11 protein-coding genes are annotated in these 20680 nt (G+C 49.7%); 9 read left to right on the top strand and 2 right to left on the bottom strand.

The window, feature by feature from the left end:
- Positions 1 to 105 precede the first annotated feature (105 nt).
- The 3 genes from CLV60_RS14505 (at position 106) to CLV60_RS14495 (ending at position 6503) form a co-directional block, all read left to right on the top strand.
- Entirely contained in the window at positions 106 to 1806 is a 1701-nt protein-coding gene (locus CLV60_RS14505; RefSeq protein ID WP_106596083.1) for a D-alanine--D-alanine ligase family protein, read from the top strand.
- Positions 1807 to 1997: 191 nt separating this feature from the next.
- Entirely contained in the window at positions 1998 to 4688 is a 2691-nt protein-coding gene (locus tag CLV60_RS14500; protein ID WP_106596082.1) for an MGH1-like glycoside hydrolase domain-containing protein, read from the top strand.
- Between the two features lie 51 nt (positions 4689 to 4739).
- Complete coding sequence (locus tag CLV60_RS14495) at positions 4740 to 6503, top strand: phospho-sugar mutase (protein WP_106596081.1); 1764 nt, start codon at positions 4740 to 4742, stop codon at positions 6501 to 6503.
- A 54-nt stretch (positions 6504 to 6557) separates the two neighbouring features.
- Here the strand turns inward: CLV60_RS14495 and CLV60_RS14490 are convergent, their stop codons facing one another.
- Complete coding sequence (locus tag CLV60_RS14490; protein WP_229210972.1) at positions 6558 to 8330, bottom strand: M56 family metallopeptidase; 1773 nt, start codon at positions 8328 to 8330, stop codon at positions 6558 to 6560.
- Between the two features lie 51 nt (positions 8331 to 8381).
- The gene (locus CLV60_RS14485; protein WP_106596079.1) at positions 8382 to 8750 is read right to left on the bottom strand and encodes a BlaI/MecI/CopY family transcriptional regulator; all 369 of its coding nucleotides are present in this window, start codon (positions 8748 to 8750) and stop codon (positions 8382 to 8384) included.
- Between the two features lie 221 nt (positions 8751 to 8971).
- Between CLV60_RS14485 and CLV60_RS14480 the strand changes: the two genes are divergently transcribed.
- The 6 genes from CLV60_RS14480 (at position 8972) to CLV60_RS14455 (ending at position 20633) form a co-directional block, all read left to right on the top strand.
- The gene (locus tag CLV60_RS14480; RefSeq protein ID WP_106596078.1) at positions 8972 to 12088 is read left to right on the top strand and encodes a SusC/RagA family TonB-linked outer membrane protein; all 3117 of its coding nucleotides are present in this window, start codon (positions 8972 to 8974) and stop codon (positions 12086 to 12088) included.
- Between the two features lie 6 nt (positions 12089 to 12094).
- Complete coding sequence (locus CLV60_RS14475; protein ID WP_106596077.1) at positions 12095 to 13513, top strand: SusD/RagB family nutrient-binding outer membrane lipoprotein; 1419 nt, start codon at positions 12095 to 12097, stop codon at positions 13511 to 13513.
- 21 nt (positions 13514 to 13534) lie between these two features.
- A complete protein-coding gene (locus CLV60_RS14470) occupies positions 13535 to 14011 on the top strand; it encodes a hypothetical protein (protein WP_106596076.1) in 477 nt (158 codons plus the stop codon).
- Positions 14012 to 14193: 182 nt separating this feature from the next.
- Positions 14194 to 15258: a carboxypeptidase-like regulatory domain-containing protein gene (locus CLV60_RS14465; RefSeq protein WP_229210971.1), complete on the top strand. Its 1065-nt coding sequence runs from the start codon at positions 14194 to 14196 to the stop codon at positions 15256 to 15258.
- 350 nt (positions 15259 to 15608) lie between these two features.
- Complete coding sequence (locus CLV60_RS14460; protein WP_106596074.1) at positions 15609 to 18842, top strand: SusC/RagA family TonB-linked outer membrane protein; 3234 nt, start codon at positions 15609 to 15611, stop codon at positions 18840 to 18842.
- Between the two features lie 51 nt (positions 18843 to 18893).
- The gene (locus tag CLV60_RS14455; protein WP_106596073.1) at positions 18894 to 20633 is read left to right on the top strand and encodes a RagB/SusD family nutrient uptake outer membrane protein; all 1740 of its coding nucleotides are present in this window, start codon (positions 18894 to 18896) and stop codon (positions 20631 to 20633) included.
- The last annotated feature ends 47 nt before the right edge of the window (positions 20634 to 20680 follow it).

The following is a 20680-nucleotide window of genomic DNA, read 5'->3' as shown; positions in this document are numbered from 1 at the left end:
TTTTTGCTTTTTAATCCGCGCGGTAAATAGGCAGAAATTGATTCCTCCCGATTAGTCACTTATATTGCGGGCATCATTGGAATGCATTAATCAGGAATATCAAACATGCGTATCGGAATTTTTTTTGGAGGTCCTTCCCGCGAGCGGGAGATATCATTTGCAGGTGGTAAAACAGCATTTGAATACCTCGATAAGTCACTTTTTGAGCCGGTACCGGTTTTTGTGGACAGCTTTGGCAGGTTCATTCTGCTGCAAAAGGAATTGATGTATTCGTCCGAAATCCGGGAGTTTTATCCCGCGCCGGGCATTCAAAAAGATGGTTTCAAAACGTACATCGAATCTTTTCCCGAACTGGCCGCGGCCGGTATTCCCGCCGAAATCGGGAAACTGATTTCGCCGGCTGAATTTAAAGAACATTTCGATTTCGTATTCCTGGCCATGCACGGGCCCGATTGCGAAGACGGTGCAATCCAGGGCTTGCTGGAATGGTACAAAATCCCTTACAGCGGTCCGGGTTTGATGGGGTCGGCTGTGGGAATTGATAAGATATTACAAAACGAAATGATTGCCCTCGTAAACGGGCAGGAGAAAAAGAGTTGGACGCTCAAATACAGCCAATGGGTTCCTAAGGATTACCCATTGCTTTTTCAGGTTTTGAAAAAGCATCTCGGACTGCCATTGGTCATTAAGGCTCCTCACCAGGGGTCGTCGATCGGCGTGGCGATTGTGAAGGAGGATTCTCTGGAGGAATTTGTGTCGGCCGTAAACCAATGCTTTTTTCAGATTGAGCTCGATGCGGAGACCTGGAAGGAGTTGGATGAAGCCGAAAAGCTGGCCTGGGGCCAAAAAATAGCTAATCTGGATGAAGGTATCGGTTTCCCGGTGATCCTGGACGGGAAAACAATCTACCATCCTACGACGCTGATCAGCGAGCTCGAAATCTATTTCTCGGAAGGCAATAACCACGCACTGCTGAGCAGCTCGAATGCAGAAGACCAGGTGCTGGTCGAGGAGTTTGTAAACGGTCAGGAGTTTTCCTGCGGCTGTATTCAATTCGACGACGGTTCACCGCTCGCATTGCCGCCGAGCGAGGTGATCAAAATGGTGAAGGTATTTGACTTTAATGCAAAATATAAGCCTGGTGCCAGCCGCAAGCGTATTCCGGTAGATACTTCGCTCGAAAAGAACCAGGAAATTCAGCAGATGATCGCCGCGACGTTCCAGCAGCTGGGTATTACAGCTTGCGTGCGGATCGATGGCTTCCTCACGGAAAACGGCACTATCCTGCTCCACGACCCGAACACGATCCCGGGAATGTCGCCGACCTCTTTCATTTTCAAACAAATGGCGGAAATTGGCTTGAACGTAACCCAGGCATTGACCTATCTCGTGCGCCAGTCGCTGCGTGAGCGTATACGCTCGGGTAAGCACACATGGGCGTTCCGGGCATTGCTCGAAACGCTCGATAAGCGTATAGCCGCAAACATAGCCGTCGAAAAGCCGGTTGAACACATCGTTTTTGACGCGACCGACGAAGCCTATGTCGAAGCGAGGCGTCGTTATGGCCTGTTGAATGCGGGTGGAAAAGTAACGCCTGTTCCGGTATTGAAAGCCGCCGACGGGCAGTTCTATCAATTGCCCAATCCGTTGATGTTCAAGGAATATGTATCGGATGTGGAGGAATTGCTACACGCCGACCGGCATCCCCTGTTGGTCGAAACCTCGCAAAAGGCGGCTGCGCTTACGTACTTCTTCGCCGGGGACGTTTCGTATGACATTATCCGAATAGACAACCCTGCCCAGTAATTGCAAGTATTCGTGGGTTACTTATTTTGACTCATTATGAGTCGATTATACGCTTTTTTGTGGCCGCAGACGACCGGTTGCCGGATTGTTAAATTTTTTCAATTTTCTTCCGGTTTCTGGTGTTTTTGAAAACCGGTTTTCTAAATTGGGTAATTATTGAAATTCATTCCTTTCGAAAAATTGACGGATTAATGGCACAAGGAGCTGAAAAAGTTAGGTTAAGTCTTCAAACAGAAAACAAGGGATGGAAGAAATGGGGACCTTACTTATCGGAGCGCCAATGGGGCACGGTGAGGGAGGATTATAGTGGCAATGGAGATGCCTGGAACTATATTACCCACGAAATGGCGCTTTCCAAAGCATACCGCTGGGGCGAAGACGGGATCGGTGGTTTTTCTGATAACAAGCAACATATATGTCTGTCTTTCGGGTTCTGGAACCATAAGGACAAAATACTGAAAGAGCGCATTTTTGGGCTGACCAACCGGGAATCGAATCACGGGGAAGACGTGAAGGAGATGTATTATTATCTCGATAGCACGCCTACGCATTCGTACACTAAAATGCTGTATAAGTACCCGCAGCAGCCATTCCCGTACGACAATCTGCGCCAGGAAAACGGCCGGCGCGGCAAACAGGACCCGGAGTACGAGATCATGGACACAGGTGTGTTCGATAACGACGAGTATTTCGACATCTTTATCGAGCACGCCAAGGCCGATGAGGAGGATATTCTGATGAAAGTGACGGTGTTCAACCGGGGTAAGGAAGAAGCGCCGATTACCGTGCTGCCGCAGATTATGTTCCGGAATACCTGGTCGTGGGGCTACGAGGCGTTCAATTACAAGCCGATCATGAATGGTATTTCCAATCGCCTGATCGAAGTAACGCACCGGAAACACGGGAAATATAACCTTTACCTCGACGGCGCGGATGAACTGCTGTTCTGTGAGAACGAAACGAATTTCAAAAAGCTTTACGGTACGGCCAATAACACGGCTTATCCTAAGGACGGGATTAACGACTATATCGTAAGCGGCCAGAAATCCAACACGGTCAATCCGAACAATATTGGTACGAAAGCGGCAGCGCGTTTTACCAAAACTATCAAGGGCGGTGAAAGCTTTACTTTCCGCCTGCGTTTTGTTAATCATTCTATTTCCGAACCTTTTGGTGGTTTTGAAGACCTTTTTACCAAAAGAATCCGCGAAGCCGACGAGTTTTACGATGATTTACAGCGCGACGTGGCCGATGCCGACCTCCGCTCGATCCAGCGCCAATCGTACGCGGGAATGCTTTGGAGCAAGCAGTTTTATTATTATAATGTATATGAATGGCTGAAAGGCGACCCAGCGCAGCCGGGGCCTAACCAGGGCCGCAAATGGGGCCGCAACTCGGGTTGGAAGCATTTGTATGCGGCCAATATCATTTCAATGCCCGACAAATGGGAATACCCGTGGTTTGCCGCCTGGGATCTGGCTTTCCATTGCGTGCCGCTCGCGAGAGTAGACGCCGATTTTGCCAAAAGACAACTTGAAATCCTCCTGCGCGAGTACTACATGCACCCGAACGGGCAGATACCCGCGTACGAGTGGAACTTCTCCGACGTAAACCCGCCGGTACACGGCTGGGCAACCTGGAAAGTGTATGAGATCGACCGGGAGCAGAACAACGGGGTAGGGGATATCGAGTTCCTGGAAAAGATATTCCATAAACTGCTGCTGAACTTCACCTGGTGGGTCAATCAGAAGGACGATACCGGCAACAATATATTCAGTGGCGGCTTCCTCGGGCTCGACAATATCGGGGTGTTCGATCGCTCGACGCCGATGCCGTTTGGCGGTAAGTTGCAACAGGCAGACGCGACGGGCTGGATGGCGATGTACACGCTGAATATGCTCCGCATTTCCGTGGAAGTGGCGCTCGTGCACGGCGTTTACCAGGATATGGCTTCCAAATTCTTCGAGCACTTCCTGCACATTGCAGGCGCGATGGAATCGATTGGAGGCAAAAACTCATCGATTAGTCTTTGGGACGAGGAAGATCAGTTCTATTACGACGTGATCCATATTCCGAATGGGCAGAGCATTCTATTGAAAGTTCGTTCGATCGTAGGATTGATACCGTTATTTGCGGTGGAAATTCTCGATCCGCAGAATCTGGACAAGCTGCCGATTTTCAAACGCCGGGTTGAATGGGTATTGGCCAACCGTCCTGACCTCGCGAGACTGATTTCGCGTTGGTTTGAATCGGGTAAGGGAGAAAACAGGCTGCTGTCGATCCTGCGCGGCCACCGGATGAAGATGATCATGAAACGGATGCTCGACGAGAGCGAGTTTCTTTCGGATTACGGTGTGCGGGCGTTGTCCAAATACCACGAGGAGAACCCTTACAAGTTTTATATCAACGGTGAGGTGTTGCAGGTCGATTATACGCCTGCGGAGGCGTTGACCGACATCATGGGCGGTAACTCCAACTGGCGCGGGCCGATCTGGTTCCCGCTTAATTACCTCATTTTCGACTCACTGATGAAATTCCACTCCTATTACGGCGAGGATTTCATGATCGAATACCCGACCAATTCCGGTAACCTTACGACGATCAAAGACGCCGCATTGGCTATTGCTTGCCGGTTGATCGACATTTTTAAGAAGGATTCGGAAGGAAAGCGCGCGGTGTACGGCCATGATGAGAAAATGCAGAAAGACCCTAACTTTAACGACCACGTTCTGTTTTACGAATATTTCCATGGTGATAACGGCCGCGGGTGCGGGGCGAGCCACCAGACAGGTTGGACAGGCCTTGTTGCGGAGTTGATCCATAAAACCGCGAAGGAGCAGTTCTCTGCGATTGAGAAGGAGCCGTTGGAGGTTAGTAAATAAGGACGGTACATACATTTTAAAATTCTCTTAATTAATTCTATTTAACTGATTATGACTGCAAAATTGGAACCGAATGTGATGACCAAAGTGAGCAGCTGGCTCAACGGTGATTATGATATCGATACGAAACAATCCATTCAACAACTGATCGATGAAGGCAACGATACTGAACTGACGGATGCGTTTTACAAAGACCTCGAATTCGGAACAGGCGGATTGAGGGGCCTCATAGGCATTGGTTCCAACCGCATGAACCGCTACACCGTAGGTACGGCTACGCAAGGATTGGCAAATTATCTCAACAAAGCATTCCCGAACGAAGCGAAAAGCGTGGCAGTGGCTTATGACAGCCGTATCAAATCGGATGAGTTTGCGAAGATCATCGCGGATATTTTCTCGGCAAACGGTATTTCAGTTTACCTTTTCGAAGGCTTGCGCCCGACGCCGGAACTTTCTTTCGCGATACGCCTGCTGGGCTGCAAAAGCGGGGTGGTAGTAACGGCATCGCACAACCCGAAGGAGTATAACGGCTACAAGGCTTACTGGACCGACGGCTCACAGGTAGTGGCGCCGCACGATACCAACATTATCAACGAAGTAAATGCGATCACGTCGATCGACCAGGTGAAATTTGATGGCGATGCCTCGAAAATCACGAAGATCGGTACCGAGGTGGACGAAAAATACATCAACCATATTCTCTCGCTTTCGATTTCAAAAGGTGCATTGGAGCGCCAGAAAGACCTTAAAATCGTATATACCCCATTGCACGGAACTGGCGTGACGCTGGTGCCGCAATTGTTGGGGAAAATGGGTTTTGAAGCGGTAACCCTGATTGAGGAACAAGCGGAGCCGAAAGGTAACGGCCAGTTCCCGACGGTGGTTTATCCAAACCCGGAAGAAAGCGAAGCAATGTCCAAAGCCGTTGAAAAGGCAAAGGAAATCGACGCTGACCTGGTAATGGGTACCGACCCTGATTCCGACCGCGTGGGTATTGCCGTGAAAAATCACCACGGCGAAATCCAGCTGCTGAATGGTAACCAGACGGCCAGCGTGCTCATTTACTATCTCCTGAATGCATGGAAAGACGCAGGCAAGCTCACCGGAACGCAATTTGTGTGTAAAACCATCGTAACCACCGATCTGATCGACAAGATGGCGGCGGCTTACGACGTGAAATGCTATAACACGCTCACGGGCTTCAAATACATCGCACAGGTAATCCGTGAGAAAGAAGGCCAGGAGCAATTCATCGGCGGCGGCGAGGAGAGCTACGGTTACTTGATCGGCGACGCGGTGCGCGACAAGGACGCGATCGCTTCCTGCGCGATGATCGCAGAGCTTACGGCTTACGCGAAAGACAAAGGCCTGAGTCTCTTCGATATGCTGATGGAAATCTACAAACAGTTTGGTTTCTACTACGAAGGGCTGATCTCGCTGACCAAAAAGGGCAAGTCAGGCGCGGACGAAATCCAGCAAATGATGGCCGATTTCCGTGCTAATCCTCCGAAAACCATCGCAGGATCGCCGGTTGTAAGAATGGACGATTACAAAGCGCTTACCACGACCGATTTCAAATCGGGTAATACGGTTGCTATTCCATCCGGAGAAATGGGTATCGAATCGTCGAACGTGTTGCAGTTCTTCACCGAAGACGGTACGAAATTCACTTGCCGCCCGTCCGGTACCGAGCCGAAGATCAAGTTCTACGTGGGTGTACGCGCTGCGCTGGAAAAGAACGAGGATTTCGACAGCGTTTACGCTTCGTTGAAGGACAAGGTGAAAGCGATCGGCGAGGAGCTGAATTTGAAATAGTACCTTATCATACGGTAATAAAATGCGAAGGCGGCTCATTCGGGCCGCCTTCTGTTATTTGGTATAAATGATAAAATAGGTCTTGTGCTGGTTGTCTTCCCTGTAAGAAATTTTCTTGACTTTATCGATGGTTAGTTTGCTGGCTTCCTCCCGGGTCGAGCGCTTGGTATTAATGTAAAACTCTGCATTTGCATTCTTCTCGGTAAACAGCAACGTATTTTGCGCTGACTTCCCGAAGCCTTTTCTCTCCAATAACCCTTTATTGCCATTGCCATCGAAAAACCCCTCGTCTATTGATCCGCCAGAATTAGGCCCGATAGAGCTAAACAGCTTTTTCTCAAAAAAGTCAACCTCTTTTCCCTTCTTAATGGCTAATGCGGCCTGATAATCTTTTTCCATCTCCATCTGTAATGGTGCAGGCGGTCGCTGCCCCATTCCGATACCGTCTTTGCGGATATAACCGGAATACCCTTCAATTGGTGAGAACTCACCATCCCCTTCCCGCGAACCTGATCCTGATGAACCGCGCTTGCTACTTTGGGTGAGAACTGATATCGAAGTGATGAATTCTTGAAAAGGATCGAACTGGATCTTATTCACTGCCAGTTCCGCACCAAATTCATGTACGAATTTTCTCAGCGCATTAATGTCATCCCAGGTCATCAGAGGTGTGATGGTCCAATACAATGTATCATTCCGCAATAAAACCCCTTTGACTTTGGGTACCTGTGGGCTTTGAACCGTATCGCTGACAGGCTCCATTACATTTTCTTTTTGTGAAATCGCGGAAACTTCTTCCTTGTCCTCCGGATTTTCGGTCGGATCTTTTTTAGTAGACACTGATGCAGCCGAATCTCTTTCAGGCCCTGCCGATGCAATAACCTCACCCACCAACGGTTTTACAAGCGGCCTGATTACCTCAGGCGCCAGTTCGACAATCTGCTCGCGGTAAGGCGCTACAAATGCCGATGAGATATAAACCAATGCAATTACAGCTACATACTTAACCCAAACCAGATAGTGCGAGGGCTTCCGGTTCATCATTTTGATCCGCTTTTTGAGGAGCGACTGAGCGAATGAATTGGTCAGAGGTAACTCCCGCGCCTGCATGACCGTGTTGAGCAAATTGTATTGATATTGTTTCTTCTCGAAGCCATTATCTAAAACGGCCCGGTCGGCGAGGTATTCGAGGTTCTCCTGTACGAGCTTTTGATGTATCCAGGCAAACGGATTAAACCAAAGGCAAATCCGCTGGATTTCGGCCAGCAGCAGATCCGCGCTGTGCCATTGCCGGGCGTGCTCGGCCTCATGCGCGATGATGTTACGCAACGCAAGGCCCGAATGCATTGAAGGATCGAGCACGATCCATTTGAAAAAGGAATAGGGAGCGGAACCGCTTACGTGGACAATGGAAGTTCCGTCGGCATGTCGTTCTGCGTTGCCTTTAACTACGGTTAGGAACAACCGACCGATCTGGAACAGGAAATAAGCAGCCAGAATGATCATTCCGGTAAAGTAAATGGCGGTTATCCAGTCGGCGGCGGTCATGGTAGTAGCCGCGATGCCTGGCGATGGGAATGGCTCGGATTGAATCGCTGCAATCGGCTGAGTAAGCGCAGGAAGCTTGCCTACTACCCTGGGAATGCTGTGGTGAAATTCGTTCTGTACTTGCACCGGACCCCAGCTGGGCAGGCTGATGAGCGGCAAAGTCCATGCTGCGACGGCATTCAGCCACAATAGCACACGATTTAGCTTTGAAAATGTTTCAAACTGAATCAGCCAGCGATAGGCCATTGTAAGCACGGCCAGCACGAGGCTGACTTTCATAAGATAAGGGATCAGCATAAAGTCGGTGGATGAATGTGGTACATCAATACTCTACTCTCCTTCTTCGATCATCCGGATGATCTCGCGCAGATCGTCGGGAGTCACTTTTTCCTGCTTTGCAAAATAGGCAACCAGGTCCTTGTAGGAATCGTTGAAATACCCTCCAACGACTTTGCCCAGCACAAAATGGTTCTGGTAATCCTCCTGCTTCACGACCGGGAAATATTCATAGGTATTCCCGAATTGCCGGTGCGATACATAGCCCTTTTCTTCCAGGTTCCGGATAATGGTCGAAACGGTGTTGTAATGCAATTTCGGCTCGGTAAAAAGCGGAAGCATGTCTTTCACAAATGCAGCGCCCAGCTTCCATAGCACCTGCATCACTTCTTCTTCTTTGTTGGTCAGCTTTTCAAATTCCATATCGTAAATATGAAACTATTTTTATAGTTAACAAACTATTTTTCTAGTAATTATATTTTTTGATGGAAAACTTGAAAATAAATACGTACACAAGGCGGCTTCCAATGAACCGCTGGGTAATCAATATGTTACCTTTTGTTGTCTTATGGAAACTATAAGTGATACTTTTTAAAGAACGAATTGTAAATTACAGGTATCATGTAACGACACCTAGCTAATTGATGATGAAAAAACTACTTCACAACAACTCAATGTGGTTGTGCCTGACGATGGCATTCTGCTGGAATGTTGCATGGGCGCAAGATGGGTCGGTGGCCGGCAAAGTCACGGACAAAGATGGAATTGAAATGCCGGGCGTAAGTGTGAACGCCAAAGGTACCTCTCACGGAACGTTAACTGATGCGAACGGCAGATATTCGATTTATGTAAAGCCTGGTACAGTACTCGTTTTTAGCTTCATCGGTTTTAAAAAACAGGAGATTACGCGCGGTAGTGAGAGTGTATTGAATGTGCAAATGGAAGCCGATGTGTCGATGCTCGACGAGGTGGTGGTTACAGCGCTCGGGCAGACGCAGGAAAAGCGGGCGATCGGCTATTCGGTGCAGTCGATCCGGTCCGATGAAATTAAGGAATCGGGCAATCCGAATATGGTAGGCGCATTGCAGGGCAAGATTGCAGGCGCGGTGATCACCGGCTCGGGCGGTGCGCCAGGTGCCGGCGTTAATATCATCCTCAGGGGAATTACGTCGCTCAGCGGGAGTGCCGATAATCAGCCGCTGTTTGTGATCGACGGCATTATCATCAGCAACGCTACCACAGCCGGTAACCCGTTGCCCAGTGCAGGTTCGGCTTCTCCCGGTGCCTCCGAGCAGTTTGCGAATACAAATCGCGCCGCCGACATCAACCCCGACGACGTTGAAAGCATTTCTGTATTGAAAGGCCCTGCGGCAACGGCGCTTTACGGCTTGCGGGCCTCGAATGGTGCCATTATCATTACCACCAAGCGCGGGAAATCGGGTAAGCTGAATATCTCACTGTCGCTATCGGGTGGGGTGGATGTGCTGGGGAAATCACCGGATATTCAGACGCGCTTCCTGCAAGGCCGCTTCGGAGAGTTCATTTCGCCTACCGAAGTGCGTCAACGGACGCCTTACCAATCGTTCGGGCCGTCGGTGATCGGTAACACCACCGACCGCATTTACGACAACTTCCGCGGGTTTTATCAAACGGGTTTTCGTACCAACAACAATATTACGCTCACCAAAGGCAGCGAAAAGGGCAATATTTACGTCTCGGCGGGGCATAACTACCAGCAAGGCATCGTACCAGCAACCTATTTCGAACGAACCTCCGCGAAAATCGCCGGTACCTATAATCTGACGAAGCGCCTTTCGGCTTCGGGCTCGTTCAATTACATCCGTTCCGGCGGAAAGCGCCCGCCTGCCGGAGATAAGTCGGTGTTCAGCGCCTTGTCGTACTGGCCTAATACTTACGACGTGAACGATTACCTGAATCCTGACGGATCGTACAAGAACTTGTTGCCCGGTTTTACCGACAACCCGGTTTACCTCGTCAAGAAGAGCCCGCGGATCGACGCTGTCAACCGCTACATTGCCGACCTCACATTGAATTACAACATTACCGACTGGCTCACGGCCAAATACCAGATTACCATGGACGCTTTCAACGAGCGGCGCAAGCGGCAGGTCGATAGTACTTTCGATGTGGGTACAGCCGTGAAGGGGTTTTTAATCAAGGAAAATATCAATTACCGAGAAATCAATTCTAATCTGTATGTCACAGCGACGAAGCAGTTCAACGAAAACTGGAATGGCTCGCTGATGGTCGGGAATTCGGTAGTAGGCAGCAAACGCCCCGACAGCTATTACGAACGCGGTGAAGGCTGGAAGGCACCGTTTACCGACGAGATCAGCAGTTACCGTAATCAGCAAAAACGCTTCTATTCGCCGCTGCAATACCGCATTGTGAGCTTCTTCGCGGATGCCAAGCTGAGTTATAAAGATATGCTTTACCTGAATGCGACCGGCCGCAACGACATTGTTTCGACGCTTCCCAAGGCCAATAACTCGTTTTTTTATCCCTCATTCAGCGCCGGGTATATTTTCACAGAAAACCTGCCTAAAAACAATATCCTCAGCTACGGAAAGCTCCGTGCGTCGTGGGCGCAGGTGGGTAAGGGCACGGACCCGTACGTGATAGGCGTGTATTATGAGCTAGCCGATAACTTTCCTTTCGGCAATACGGTGCCCGGCTATGTCCGGCGGTCCACCACCGCAGCGGATAACCTCAAACCCGAGCGTACCACCTCTATTGAATTCGGTACCGAGCTGCGTTTTTTCAGGAACAGGCTCATGCTCGACGCGACCTATTTTACAATGGATAGCAAGGACCAGATCGTTCGTGCGCCGGTTTCGAACGTGTCGGGTTATTCTTTTTATTATACCAATATCGGTTTGATCCGCAACAAGGGCGTCGAATTACTGGCCACTTTCAAGCCGGTGCAGACGGCGCGGTTCAATTGGGAAATGTCATTGAATTTTACAAAAATGTCGGGCAGGGTGATCGAAATGCCGGACGAGCTCGAAGAAATCTCCTACTTCGACAATGGCAGCCGAGGCGTGCTGAAAGTGCGGGAAGGCAGCAAGTTGGGTGAACTATGGGGGCTCGATTACCTGCGTGCACCGGATGGGCAGTTGCTTATTCAACCGAACGGTTTCCCGCTCACCAGCCAGGTGACTGTGCCCTGGGGCAATGCATTGCCGGACTGGACAGCCGGCCTTACCAACACTTTTAACTACCGTGGAATAGGGCTTTCGTTTCTGCTCGAATGGCGGCAGGGCGGTGATGTAGTCGACCTTGGCGAGCGCAACGCATTCCGTGCAGGGTCGATTGAAATTACCGGCCGACGTTATGAACGGGTTGTATTTAAAGGGGTTGTCGAACAGAAAGGTGCCGATAACTCGGTGACCTATGTGCCCAATACCAAGTCTGTGGTGCTGGATGATGCCTTCTACAACCCTTCGACGGCACGATACATGGGCAACTCGGCGCAGTTCAACATTCAGGATGGTTCGTGGTTCCGCTTGCGAACGGTAAACCTTTCCTATGCGATTCCGAAAGCTGCATTGGCCAAATCGGTTTTCAAAGGAGGGATTCGGTTCAGTTTTACAGGTACCAATCTCTTCTTGAATACACCGTTTCGCGGGTATGATCCGGAAGCCCTCACATTTGGCTCCGGAACCAACATCATTGGTTTTGTGGGACGGAATAATCCGGCAACGCGCAGTTTTCAGTTGGGTATCAATGTCAATTTCTAAGAAAACATGAAAAATATCAGATACATATTCAAAATACTGCCTTTGCTGGGGCTGTCGCTGATGTCCTGCGACAAATTCCTGGACGTCAATACCGACGAAACCCTCAAAGGCGACGCAACGATGCAGGAATTACTGCCAACCGCGCAGTTTTACACCGCCGAAGCGAGTTTCCAGCAGGCATATGTGGCTTGCCAGTATGCACAGCAACTGGGCAGCGCACTGGGTGCCAACGGAATCGATACCTATGCCGAAACGGATAACACGCTAGGTTGGTCTAACCTTTACCTCTATGCATTGCCCCAACTCAATACGATCATCAAAAAAGGGCAAATGGACGGCGCTCCTGCCTATGTAGGAATAGCGAAGGTGCTGACGGCCTATAACCTCGGCGTGGCGACGGCCAATTGGGAGAATGTACCATATAGCGAGGCTGATCAGAAGGATTTCTCTCCCGCATACGACACGCAGGAGCAGATATATGCGACAATGAATAAGCTCCTCGACGAGGCGGTAACAGAGCTCAGCGGCAGTACCGGTGCCAAACCCGGCCAGGACGACCTTATTTATCAGGGCGATCTGGGTAAATGGACCCGGCTGGCCTATTCTTTGCGCGCCCGCTACCTTTGGCATGGGTCACTACGGAACCCTCAGCAAGCCGCACAAGGCGCACTTGCCGCGTTGGAAAAGGGTATGAAGGGAAATGAAGATGATTTTCAGCTGCAATACAATTCCAAAAACCTCAGTCCCTGGTACAGTAAAGTAGCTATCCCGAATACGACGGGCAATCTCTCGGTCACGTTTTCGAATACCATTGTGGATCTCTTCAATGGCACGGCGCAGGGCATTGTAGACCCGCGTTTGTCCAAAGTGATAGGTTTGAAAAACAACCAGACGGTCTATTCCGGCGTTATACCCGGCTCGGGGAGCGGCTCTACGGTGGACCTGAACAGCAAGGCGTGGCATTCGAACATCAACTCGCCACTGGTAATGATGACTTACTCCGAGCTGAAAGGGATAGAGGCGGAGGCGAGGTTGGCTGGCAATGCAGGAGGAAGCACTTCGGCGGCCGGATATGCGGCATATCAGGAAATGATTTCTGCTAATATGAAGAAGGTGGGCGTTGAACAGGCGGATATCGACAAGTTTCTGAAAGACGTGAAGATCGACGTAGGTGCTTCCAGGCTGACAGCGAAGCAAATCGTTACGGAGAAATTCAAATCCATGCTGCTGATTGGCGATATCTGGACGGATATCCGCAAATATGATTATCTGGATTTTCCGATGCCCACCAATCCGAATCCCGATTTGCAGGGCAAGCGCATTCAGCGGATGAAATACCCCGATTCGGAAATTACCCGGAACTCCAAAACGGTGCTGGCCAACCAGAAAGATCCAGAAGTACTGATGTGGCTGATGAACAAATAGACTTTATCAAACAGAAACAATATGAAACCGATCTTGAAATATATGCTTGCCTGCCTGATTCCAGCGATGATGCTTACCGGTTGCTATAAAGAACCGGATTTGTTCGAGGAACTGTTGGTCAGCAATGGAAAGGTGGCGCAGATCGCCGTGGTTTGGCTGGGCGATGCGAAAGTTTACAATGCAGCCGGCGTGCTGCAAACAACCACCACCGTAGATTCGCTCAGTACGGTGAATGTGAATATCGAATATACCTCGGAAGTAGCTGTTAAGGAGTTTAAAATCTACTCGGCCCCGACGGCTTCCGGATCGCAAACACTTCTGGCAACTGTTCCTGCCGGCGCTCAGAAATATGATGCCGAGCTTCGGAATTATGTGATGAAAGTGCCTATTACCGCACCAAAGGGTAAAAACGTCACTTCGATCATCTTTGCGGAGATTGTTGCGGAAAACTCCTATGCCTCGTCCCAAAAGACCGCTACATTGAAAACGAAGCCGTAGCTGAAGGTGAAAGGGATATGCAACGTTTGGAGGGTATTTCGGGTATCGGTTCAAAGTTTACAAACTCCTCGTTTATCTTTGAGGTTTAAAGCTTTGAATATCCGATGCACCCCTTTTTGAACCGCATATCCCTTACCCGCTGCTTATTGATATTGGTCGTGACTGTTCTTGCGCACACAAGCATGTACGCACAACAGGCAGGAACGGTTACGCTTACCGGCAAGGTCACCGACGAGAAAACCGGGAAGCCGCTGCCTTTTGCCAATGTTTTCATCAATAATTCAACCATAGGGACCAATTCCGACGAAAACGGTAATTATCGCCTGCCCAATCTGGCAGTCGGGAACCTCGAATTGGTTGTGTCGTTCCTGGGCTATGAAACTATGAAGCAAACGCTCCGATTTGAACAGCCAGGTACCAAGACGGTTATTTTTAAACTACGCGAAGGACAGGAACTGAAAGGCGTGACCATTGTCGCCAAAAAGAATAAAAAGCGCGAGAAGCATCTGAAAATTATCATTCGTGAGCTGTTAGGAAGGGGTAAATTCAGTAAGTTGTGCAAAGTCCTGAACCCTGAAGTATTGCGGATCTCGGAGGACGACGACGGGCATCTTGGCGCACAGACTACGAAGCCTTTGATTATCGAGAACTACGCATTGGGTTACCGCATTCACCAGGACCTGGATGATTTCGACTATTTCAATGGAAAGGTTTACTATGGCGGTGCCACGCGTTTCGAGCTTTTAGTTCCGAAGGACGATGCACAGCGTAAGCAATGGCGCAGCAATCAGAAGGAAGCATATAAAGGTTCTCTCAAGCACTTGCTGACGAGCATGGTGTCGGACAGTTTGCAGGAGCAGGGTTTCAAGGTTTTTCAGGTGATCCCGGATTCCCTCCGCATGTTTAAATCGGTGAGGAGCGTCAATGGATACAACACCATTAACAATCACGTTCATAATCGGATCGAACCGGTACGCGGTATGCGCCTGGTACGCCCGGGAGAGCTACCCACGGAACGATTGGTGGTGTCAGGGACGCAGCTGGAAGTATTTAATATGAATAAGCACGGCAGGTCGCCTTATTCAGATATGTCTTATGCCTACACGCAGATAACACTTCCGCAAGGCTATATGGTTATAACACCACAAGGGTGGGTTGTAATGCCCATGGGTTTTGAAATTGCCGGTGACCTCGGCAACGACCGTTTCTCCAACCTTCTCCCCGCCGACTGGAGGCGCGACGAGTAGTCTCTTCTTTCTTACGTATAGTGCTTCCCGTGGATGATGCTGCGGTCACTCACCTTTTTGTGAGTGAATGTAGTGATGTGCCTAAAAGTACAGATACTGGTTGTCTCTTTGTCACTCTTTTTTTATCAAAATAGGCTAATATCGTACAATTATTAGCTCCTTAAACGATTAAGGGGCTTTTTTCGTCTAAAAATTTTATGTAACCGATAGTGATATGATGTGACATTATTTTAGCTATTTATGGTACTATTCTGTCAAAAAATAAAATCATAGCTTCTATATGTATAAATATTTGATTAAATAATTATAAATTTGATATGCCTAATAATTTATTAACCTAACTAAGGAATATGAAAATAATCTACAAAAGTCCCGGTCGGGATTTCTTCACTTTCCTCCTCCTCTTTCTGACAGTTTTTTCAGCTATTGCTCAGGATCGGAGAGTGACTGGCGTTGTGTCAGATCCCGCGGGCACAGGAATTCCCGGAGCTACCATTCTGATAAAAGGTACGCAGATCGGGTCGAACACAGATGCGGAAGGGCGTTTTGCAGTAAATGTCAGATCAGACAAAGATGTGCTCGTCATCAGCTTTGTCGGCTACAAAACGAAAGAGATCATTGTGGGAAACCAGACGGTGGTCGATGTGAAAATGGAAGACGACGTAGCGGCATTGGAAGAAGTGGTGGTGACCGGTTATACGACCGATAAACGCCGTGAAACTTCCGGGTCGGTAGCGCTCGTAAAAGCGAAAGATTTGACGGCCGTTCCGTCCGGTAACGTGGAGCAGCAATTGCAGGGCCGCGTGGCGGGGGTGACGGTGATTACGAATGGTCAGCCAGGTACCAACAGCCAGATCCGTGTCCGCGGTTTTGGTTCTTTTGAAGCCAACGAACCATTGTATATCGTGGATGGGGTGCCTGTGGGTTCAACGGACTTCCTCAACCCGGACGATATCGACCAAACCACGGTGTTGAAGGATGCCGCGGCAGCATCTATTTATGGTGCGCGGGCGGCAGCGGGGGTGGTCGTTTATACAACCAAGAAAGGTACCCGCAACAGAAAGCTGAGCGTTACCTATGATGGTCTGGTCGGTTTCACGACTCCGGGCAGCGGTCAGAAAATGATGAACCCGACTGATTTTGCAGACTGGACCTGGAATGCATTCCGGAATTCGGGCTGGAAACCTGGCGATAAAAACTGGACGCACCCCCAATTTGGTACTGGTGCCACGCCTGTGATTCCCGACTACCTGATGGTGGGCGGAACGTATGGCGTTACCGGTAATGTGGATCTGGCAGCAGAACGTAAGAAATATAATGTAGATCCTACGGCCGGAACGGTCTATCAGGTGGTAAGGGCAAACCGCGCTGGTACCGACTGGTACGACGCGATCACCCGGACTGCACCTGTTACACGTCATTCATTGGGCTTCTCCGGCGGCGGTGAAAACGGCCGTTACTTCGTGGGATTGGGCTTGCAGGATCAAAAAGGTATTCTTTTGAACAACAGTTTCAAACGTTACTCTTTCCGGGTAAATACCGAATTCAACATCCTTAAAAATCTGCGGTTCGGGGAGAATATTCAGGGAACGTATCGCCAGGTACTCGGTATCGGTGGAGCGAATAACGGCCAGGGTGTGGCAAACGACGAAAACGATATCCTGAGCGCATTCCGTATGCCTTCGATCATTCCTGTTTACGACGAATTCGGCGGTTATGCAGGCACGGCGGCGAAAGGTTTCAACAACCCAAGGAACCCGGTAGCAACCCGCGACGGCATGAAAAACAACAATGCTTTCAACGCGAACGGCTTCGGTAACATTTACCTCGAATTCGATCCGATTGAAAACCTGACGTTGCGCACCAGCTTGGGCGGCCAGTATAACAATTATACTTATTGGAACTATTCACGCCGCCAGTACGAAAACTCCGAAAACAACTCGGCAGTGGGCTACGGCGAAGGATCGGGATACCGCTTTGCATGGACATTGACCAATACGGCGCAATACCGCAAAACATTCGGCTTGCATAATGTGGACGTTTTGGTAGGTCAGGAAGCGCTGAACACCGGCGTAAGCCGCGATTTGCAGGCATCGGGTTTGAACCCGTTCTCGAACGACATTAATTATGTAAACATGTCGAACGTGTCGTCGAAAGTTACCAACAGCCAGCTAAGCAATGGGGTGACGTTCTACTCACTCTTCGGTCGTTTGAACTACATATTCAATGACCGGTACATTGTTTCCGGGGTGTTGCGTCGCGATGGATCCTCGCGTTTCGGGGCAGCCAACCGTTACGGGGTATTCCCGGCTGTGTCGGTGGCATGGCGCGTTACCTCCGAGAACTTCATGAAGGGTGTGACTTTCCTGAGCGACCTCAAAATTCGCGGAGGTTACGGAACAATGGGTAACTCCAATGCCGTGCGGCCTGATAACCAGTATAGCCTCTATTCGGCAGGTATCGGAACATCGGCATATGACATTACCGGTTCCAATACCAGCGCCGCCGAAGGTTATTACCGCAGCAAATTGGGGAATGCAGATGCGAAATGGGAGACCAGCGTAACCAAAAACATCGGTTTCGATGCGACATTCTTCAATGGCAAACTGGACGTAATCCTCGATTTGTGGCAAAAAGATTCCAAAGACCTGCTATTCCAAAAAGGGGTGCCGGCCGTTGTAGGCTCGGGTGCAACGCCTCCGTACGTGAACGCGGGAACGATTACCAATAAAGGTATCGACTTCCAGATCATTACAAAAGGCAAAGCGGGCAGCAAGCTCGGCTATGAGCTGAACGTAACCGGTAGTGTGCTCAAAAACGAGATCGGTGATCTTGGCGGAGACAAATACCTGGCGGGTATCAACCCAGGTTACCGCGGTCTGCAACCGATCCGTAACCAGCTCGGCTATTCGCTTTCGGCATTCTATGGATATAATGTACTCGGCCTGTTCCAGACCCAGGAAGAAGTTGACCGTGCGCCGGCGCAGGATGGCAAGGGTATCGGCCGCTTCCGTTATGAGGATGTCAATGGCGATAATCTCATCAACGCGGACGACCGTAAGTACCTGGGTAGCCCTGTTCCCAAATTCACAGGTGGTTTGAACCTCAAACTGACCTACCTGAACTTCGAAGTGGAAACTTATATGTATACCTCTATCGGTAACAAGATTTTCAATGCTTCGAAATGGTTTACGGACTTCTATCCTTCATTTGCCGGTGCAGCCATCAGCGAAAGGGTGAAAGACTCCTGGTCGCCATCCAACACAGGCGCAGCTATCCCTATTTTTGAAAGTGCTTCCAACTTCAGTACCAACACACAAGCCAACTCTTTCTATGTAGAGAATGGCAACTATGTGAGAATGCAGAATATTTCGCTGGGCTATAACCTGCCCAAGACTTTGCTGGCCAAGCTGAAAATGCAGAAACTGAGATTGTATGCCTCAGCCAACAACATTTTCACAATCTCCAAATACCAGGGTCTCGATCCCGGTGTAGGTGGTAACGCGGACACGCAATTCGGGATCGATGTGGGTAACTATCCTGTAACAAGAAGCTGGGTTTTCGGTGTGAACCTCGGTTTCTAATTATCAGACAGGCAGTTTCTACATGGAATGAATCATTAATATTCTGAATCGATGAAAAAGATATTAACAAATAGTGCGGTGATAATCGCCGGCGTTATGACGGTGTTTTTCTCCTGCAAAGAGAGTTTTCTGGAAAAGCCGGCCACAGGCGCGGTGAGTGAAGTCCTTCTTACCTCTACCAAAGGGCTTGAAGGAGCGCTGATCTCAGTCTACGGCCAGATTAACGGCAAGGGTGCGGGTGGCAGGATGGCCAGCCCGAGTAACTGGGTTTGGGGAAGTATCCGCGGAGGTGATGCCAACAAAGGTACAGACCCTGGGGATTACAGTGATATCAACCCGATTCAGCGTTATGAATACCTGAGCACACAGGGTGTGATCTCTGAAAAATGGCAAGGTAATTACGAAGGTATTTCACGTGCGAATGCCGTGTTGCGCCTCGTGGCCAAGGCTGATGCGGACGTTACCGATGCCACCAAGACGCGGATTAGCGCAGAGGCCCGCTTCTTGCGCGGACACTATTATTTCGAACTGAAAAAAGCGTTTGGTAACACACCTTATGTAGATGAGTCCGTTGACTACGGAACCGGAATTGAAAAGGTGAAAAACGATGCGGACCTCTGGCCAAAGATCGAGGCGGATTTCAAATTTGCGTTCGATAACCTCCCGGTAACGCAGGACGCAGTAGGGCGCGCCAACAAATGGGCAGCCGCGTCTTACCTCGCCAAAGCGTATCTCTATCAGAAGAAATATCCTGAGGCCAAAACGCTTTTTGATCAGATCATCGCGAATGGACAGACTACCAACGGCAAGAAATATGCATTGGTGGCCAAGTACGCCGACGTATTCCGTGCTTCGAATGACAACAACTCGGAGTCCGTTTTTGCGGTACAGGCAGCGGCGAACACAGGTAGCGTCAATAATGCGAACCCTGAATTTGACCTGAACTGGCCTTACAACACGGGTGCGAACGGCCCTGGTAACTGCTGCGGTTTCTTCCAGCCTAGCTTCGAAATGGTGAACTCGCACCGTACCGATGCCAATGGCTTGCCGTTGCTGGATGGTTCGTACAACTCGGATAAAAATGCGGTAGTGTCGGATATGGGTTTACTTTCGAAAGATAAATTCACCCCTGACGCCGGTAACCTCGACCCACGGCTCGACCACTCGGTAGGTCGCCGCGGAATTCCTTTCCTCGACTGGATCGATCACCCAGGCGCCGACTGGATCCGTAACCAGGCCAATGGCGGCCCATACAGCCCCAAAAAGTATGCTTACTACAAAACCGACGTAGGTTCGTTGCAGGATAACAGCTCCTGGACCCCTGGTTATACGGCGATCAACTACACGGTAATCCGTTTTGCTGATGTGCTCCTGATGGCCGCCGAGGCGGAAGTGGAAGCCGGGACGCTCGAAAAGGCACGCGAGTATGTGAATATGGTGCGTACCCGCGCCGCTAATCCCGACGGCTTTGTGAAGAAAGGCGGTGCCCCGGCAGCGAAGTATGTGATCGGAACTTACAAAACTGCATGGACCGACAAGGAAGCAGCCCGCATGGCAGTCCGTTTTGAAAGAAAGCTGGAACTGAACCTGGAAGGTCACCGGTTCTTCGACCTCGTACGTTGGGGTGTTGCCGACAAGGAGCTCAACGCATACCTGACATTCGAATCGAAACAACTTACAGGTGCATTGGGTAGTGCCAAATTCGCGGCTAAATATGAATTGTTGCCGATACCACAGAGCCAAATCGACCTTCAGGGCGCTGACGTCCTGAAACAGAACCCTGGTTTCTAAGCATTTCAAACCTGACTAATTTATAGGAGATGGTATGTATTTACCAT

This window comes from Dyadobacter jiangsuensis (assembly GCF_003014695.1).
Lineage (GTDB): Bacteria > Bacteroidota > Bacteroidia > Cytophagales > Spirosomataceae > Dyadobacter > Dyadobacter jiangsuensis.
The sequence above is the reverse complement of the archived record's forward strand: the minus strand, read 5'-3'. Positions and strand labels throughout refer to the sequence as shown.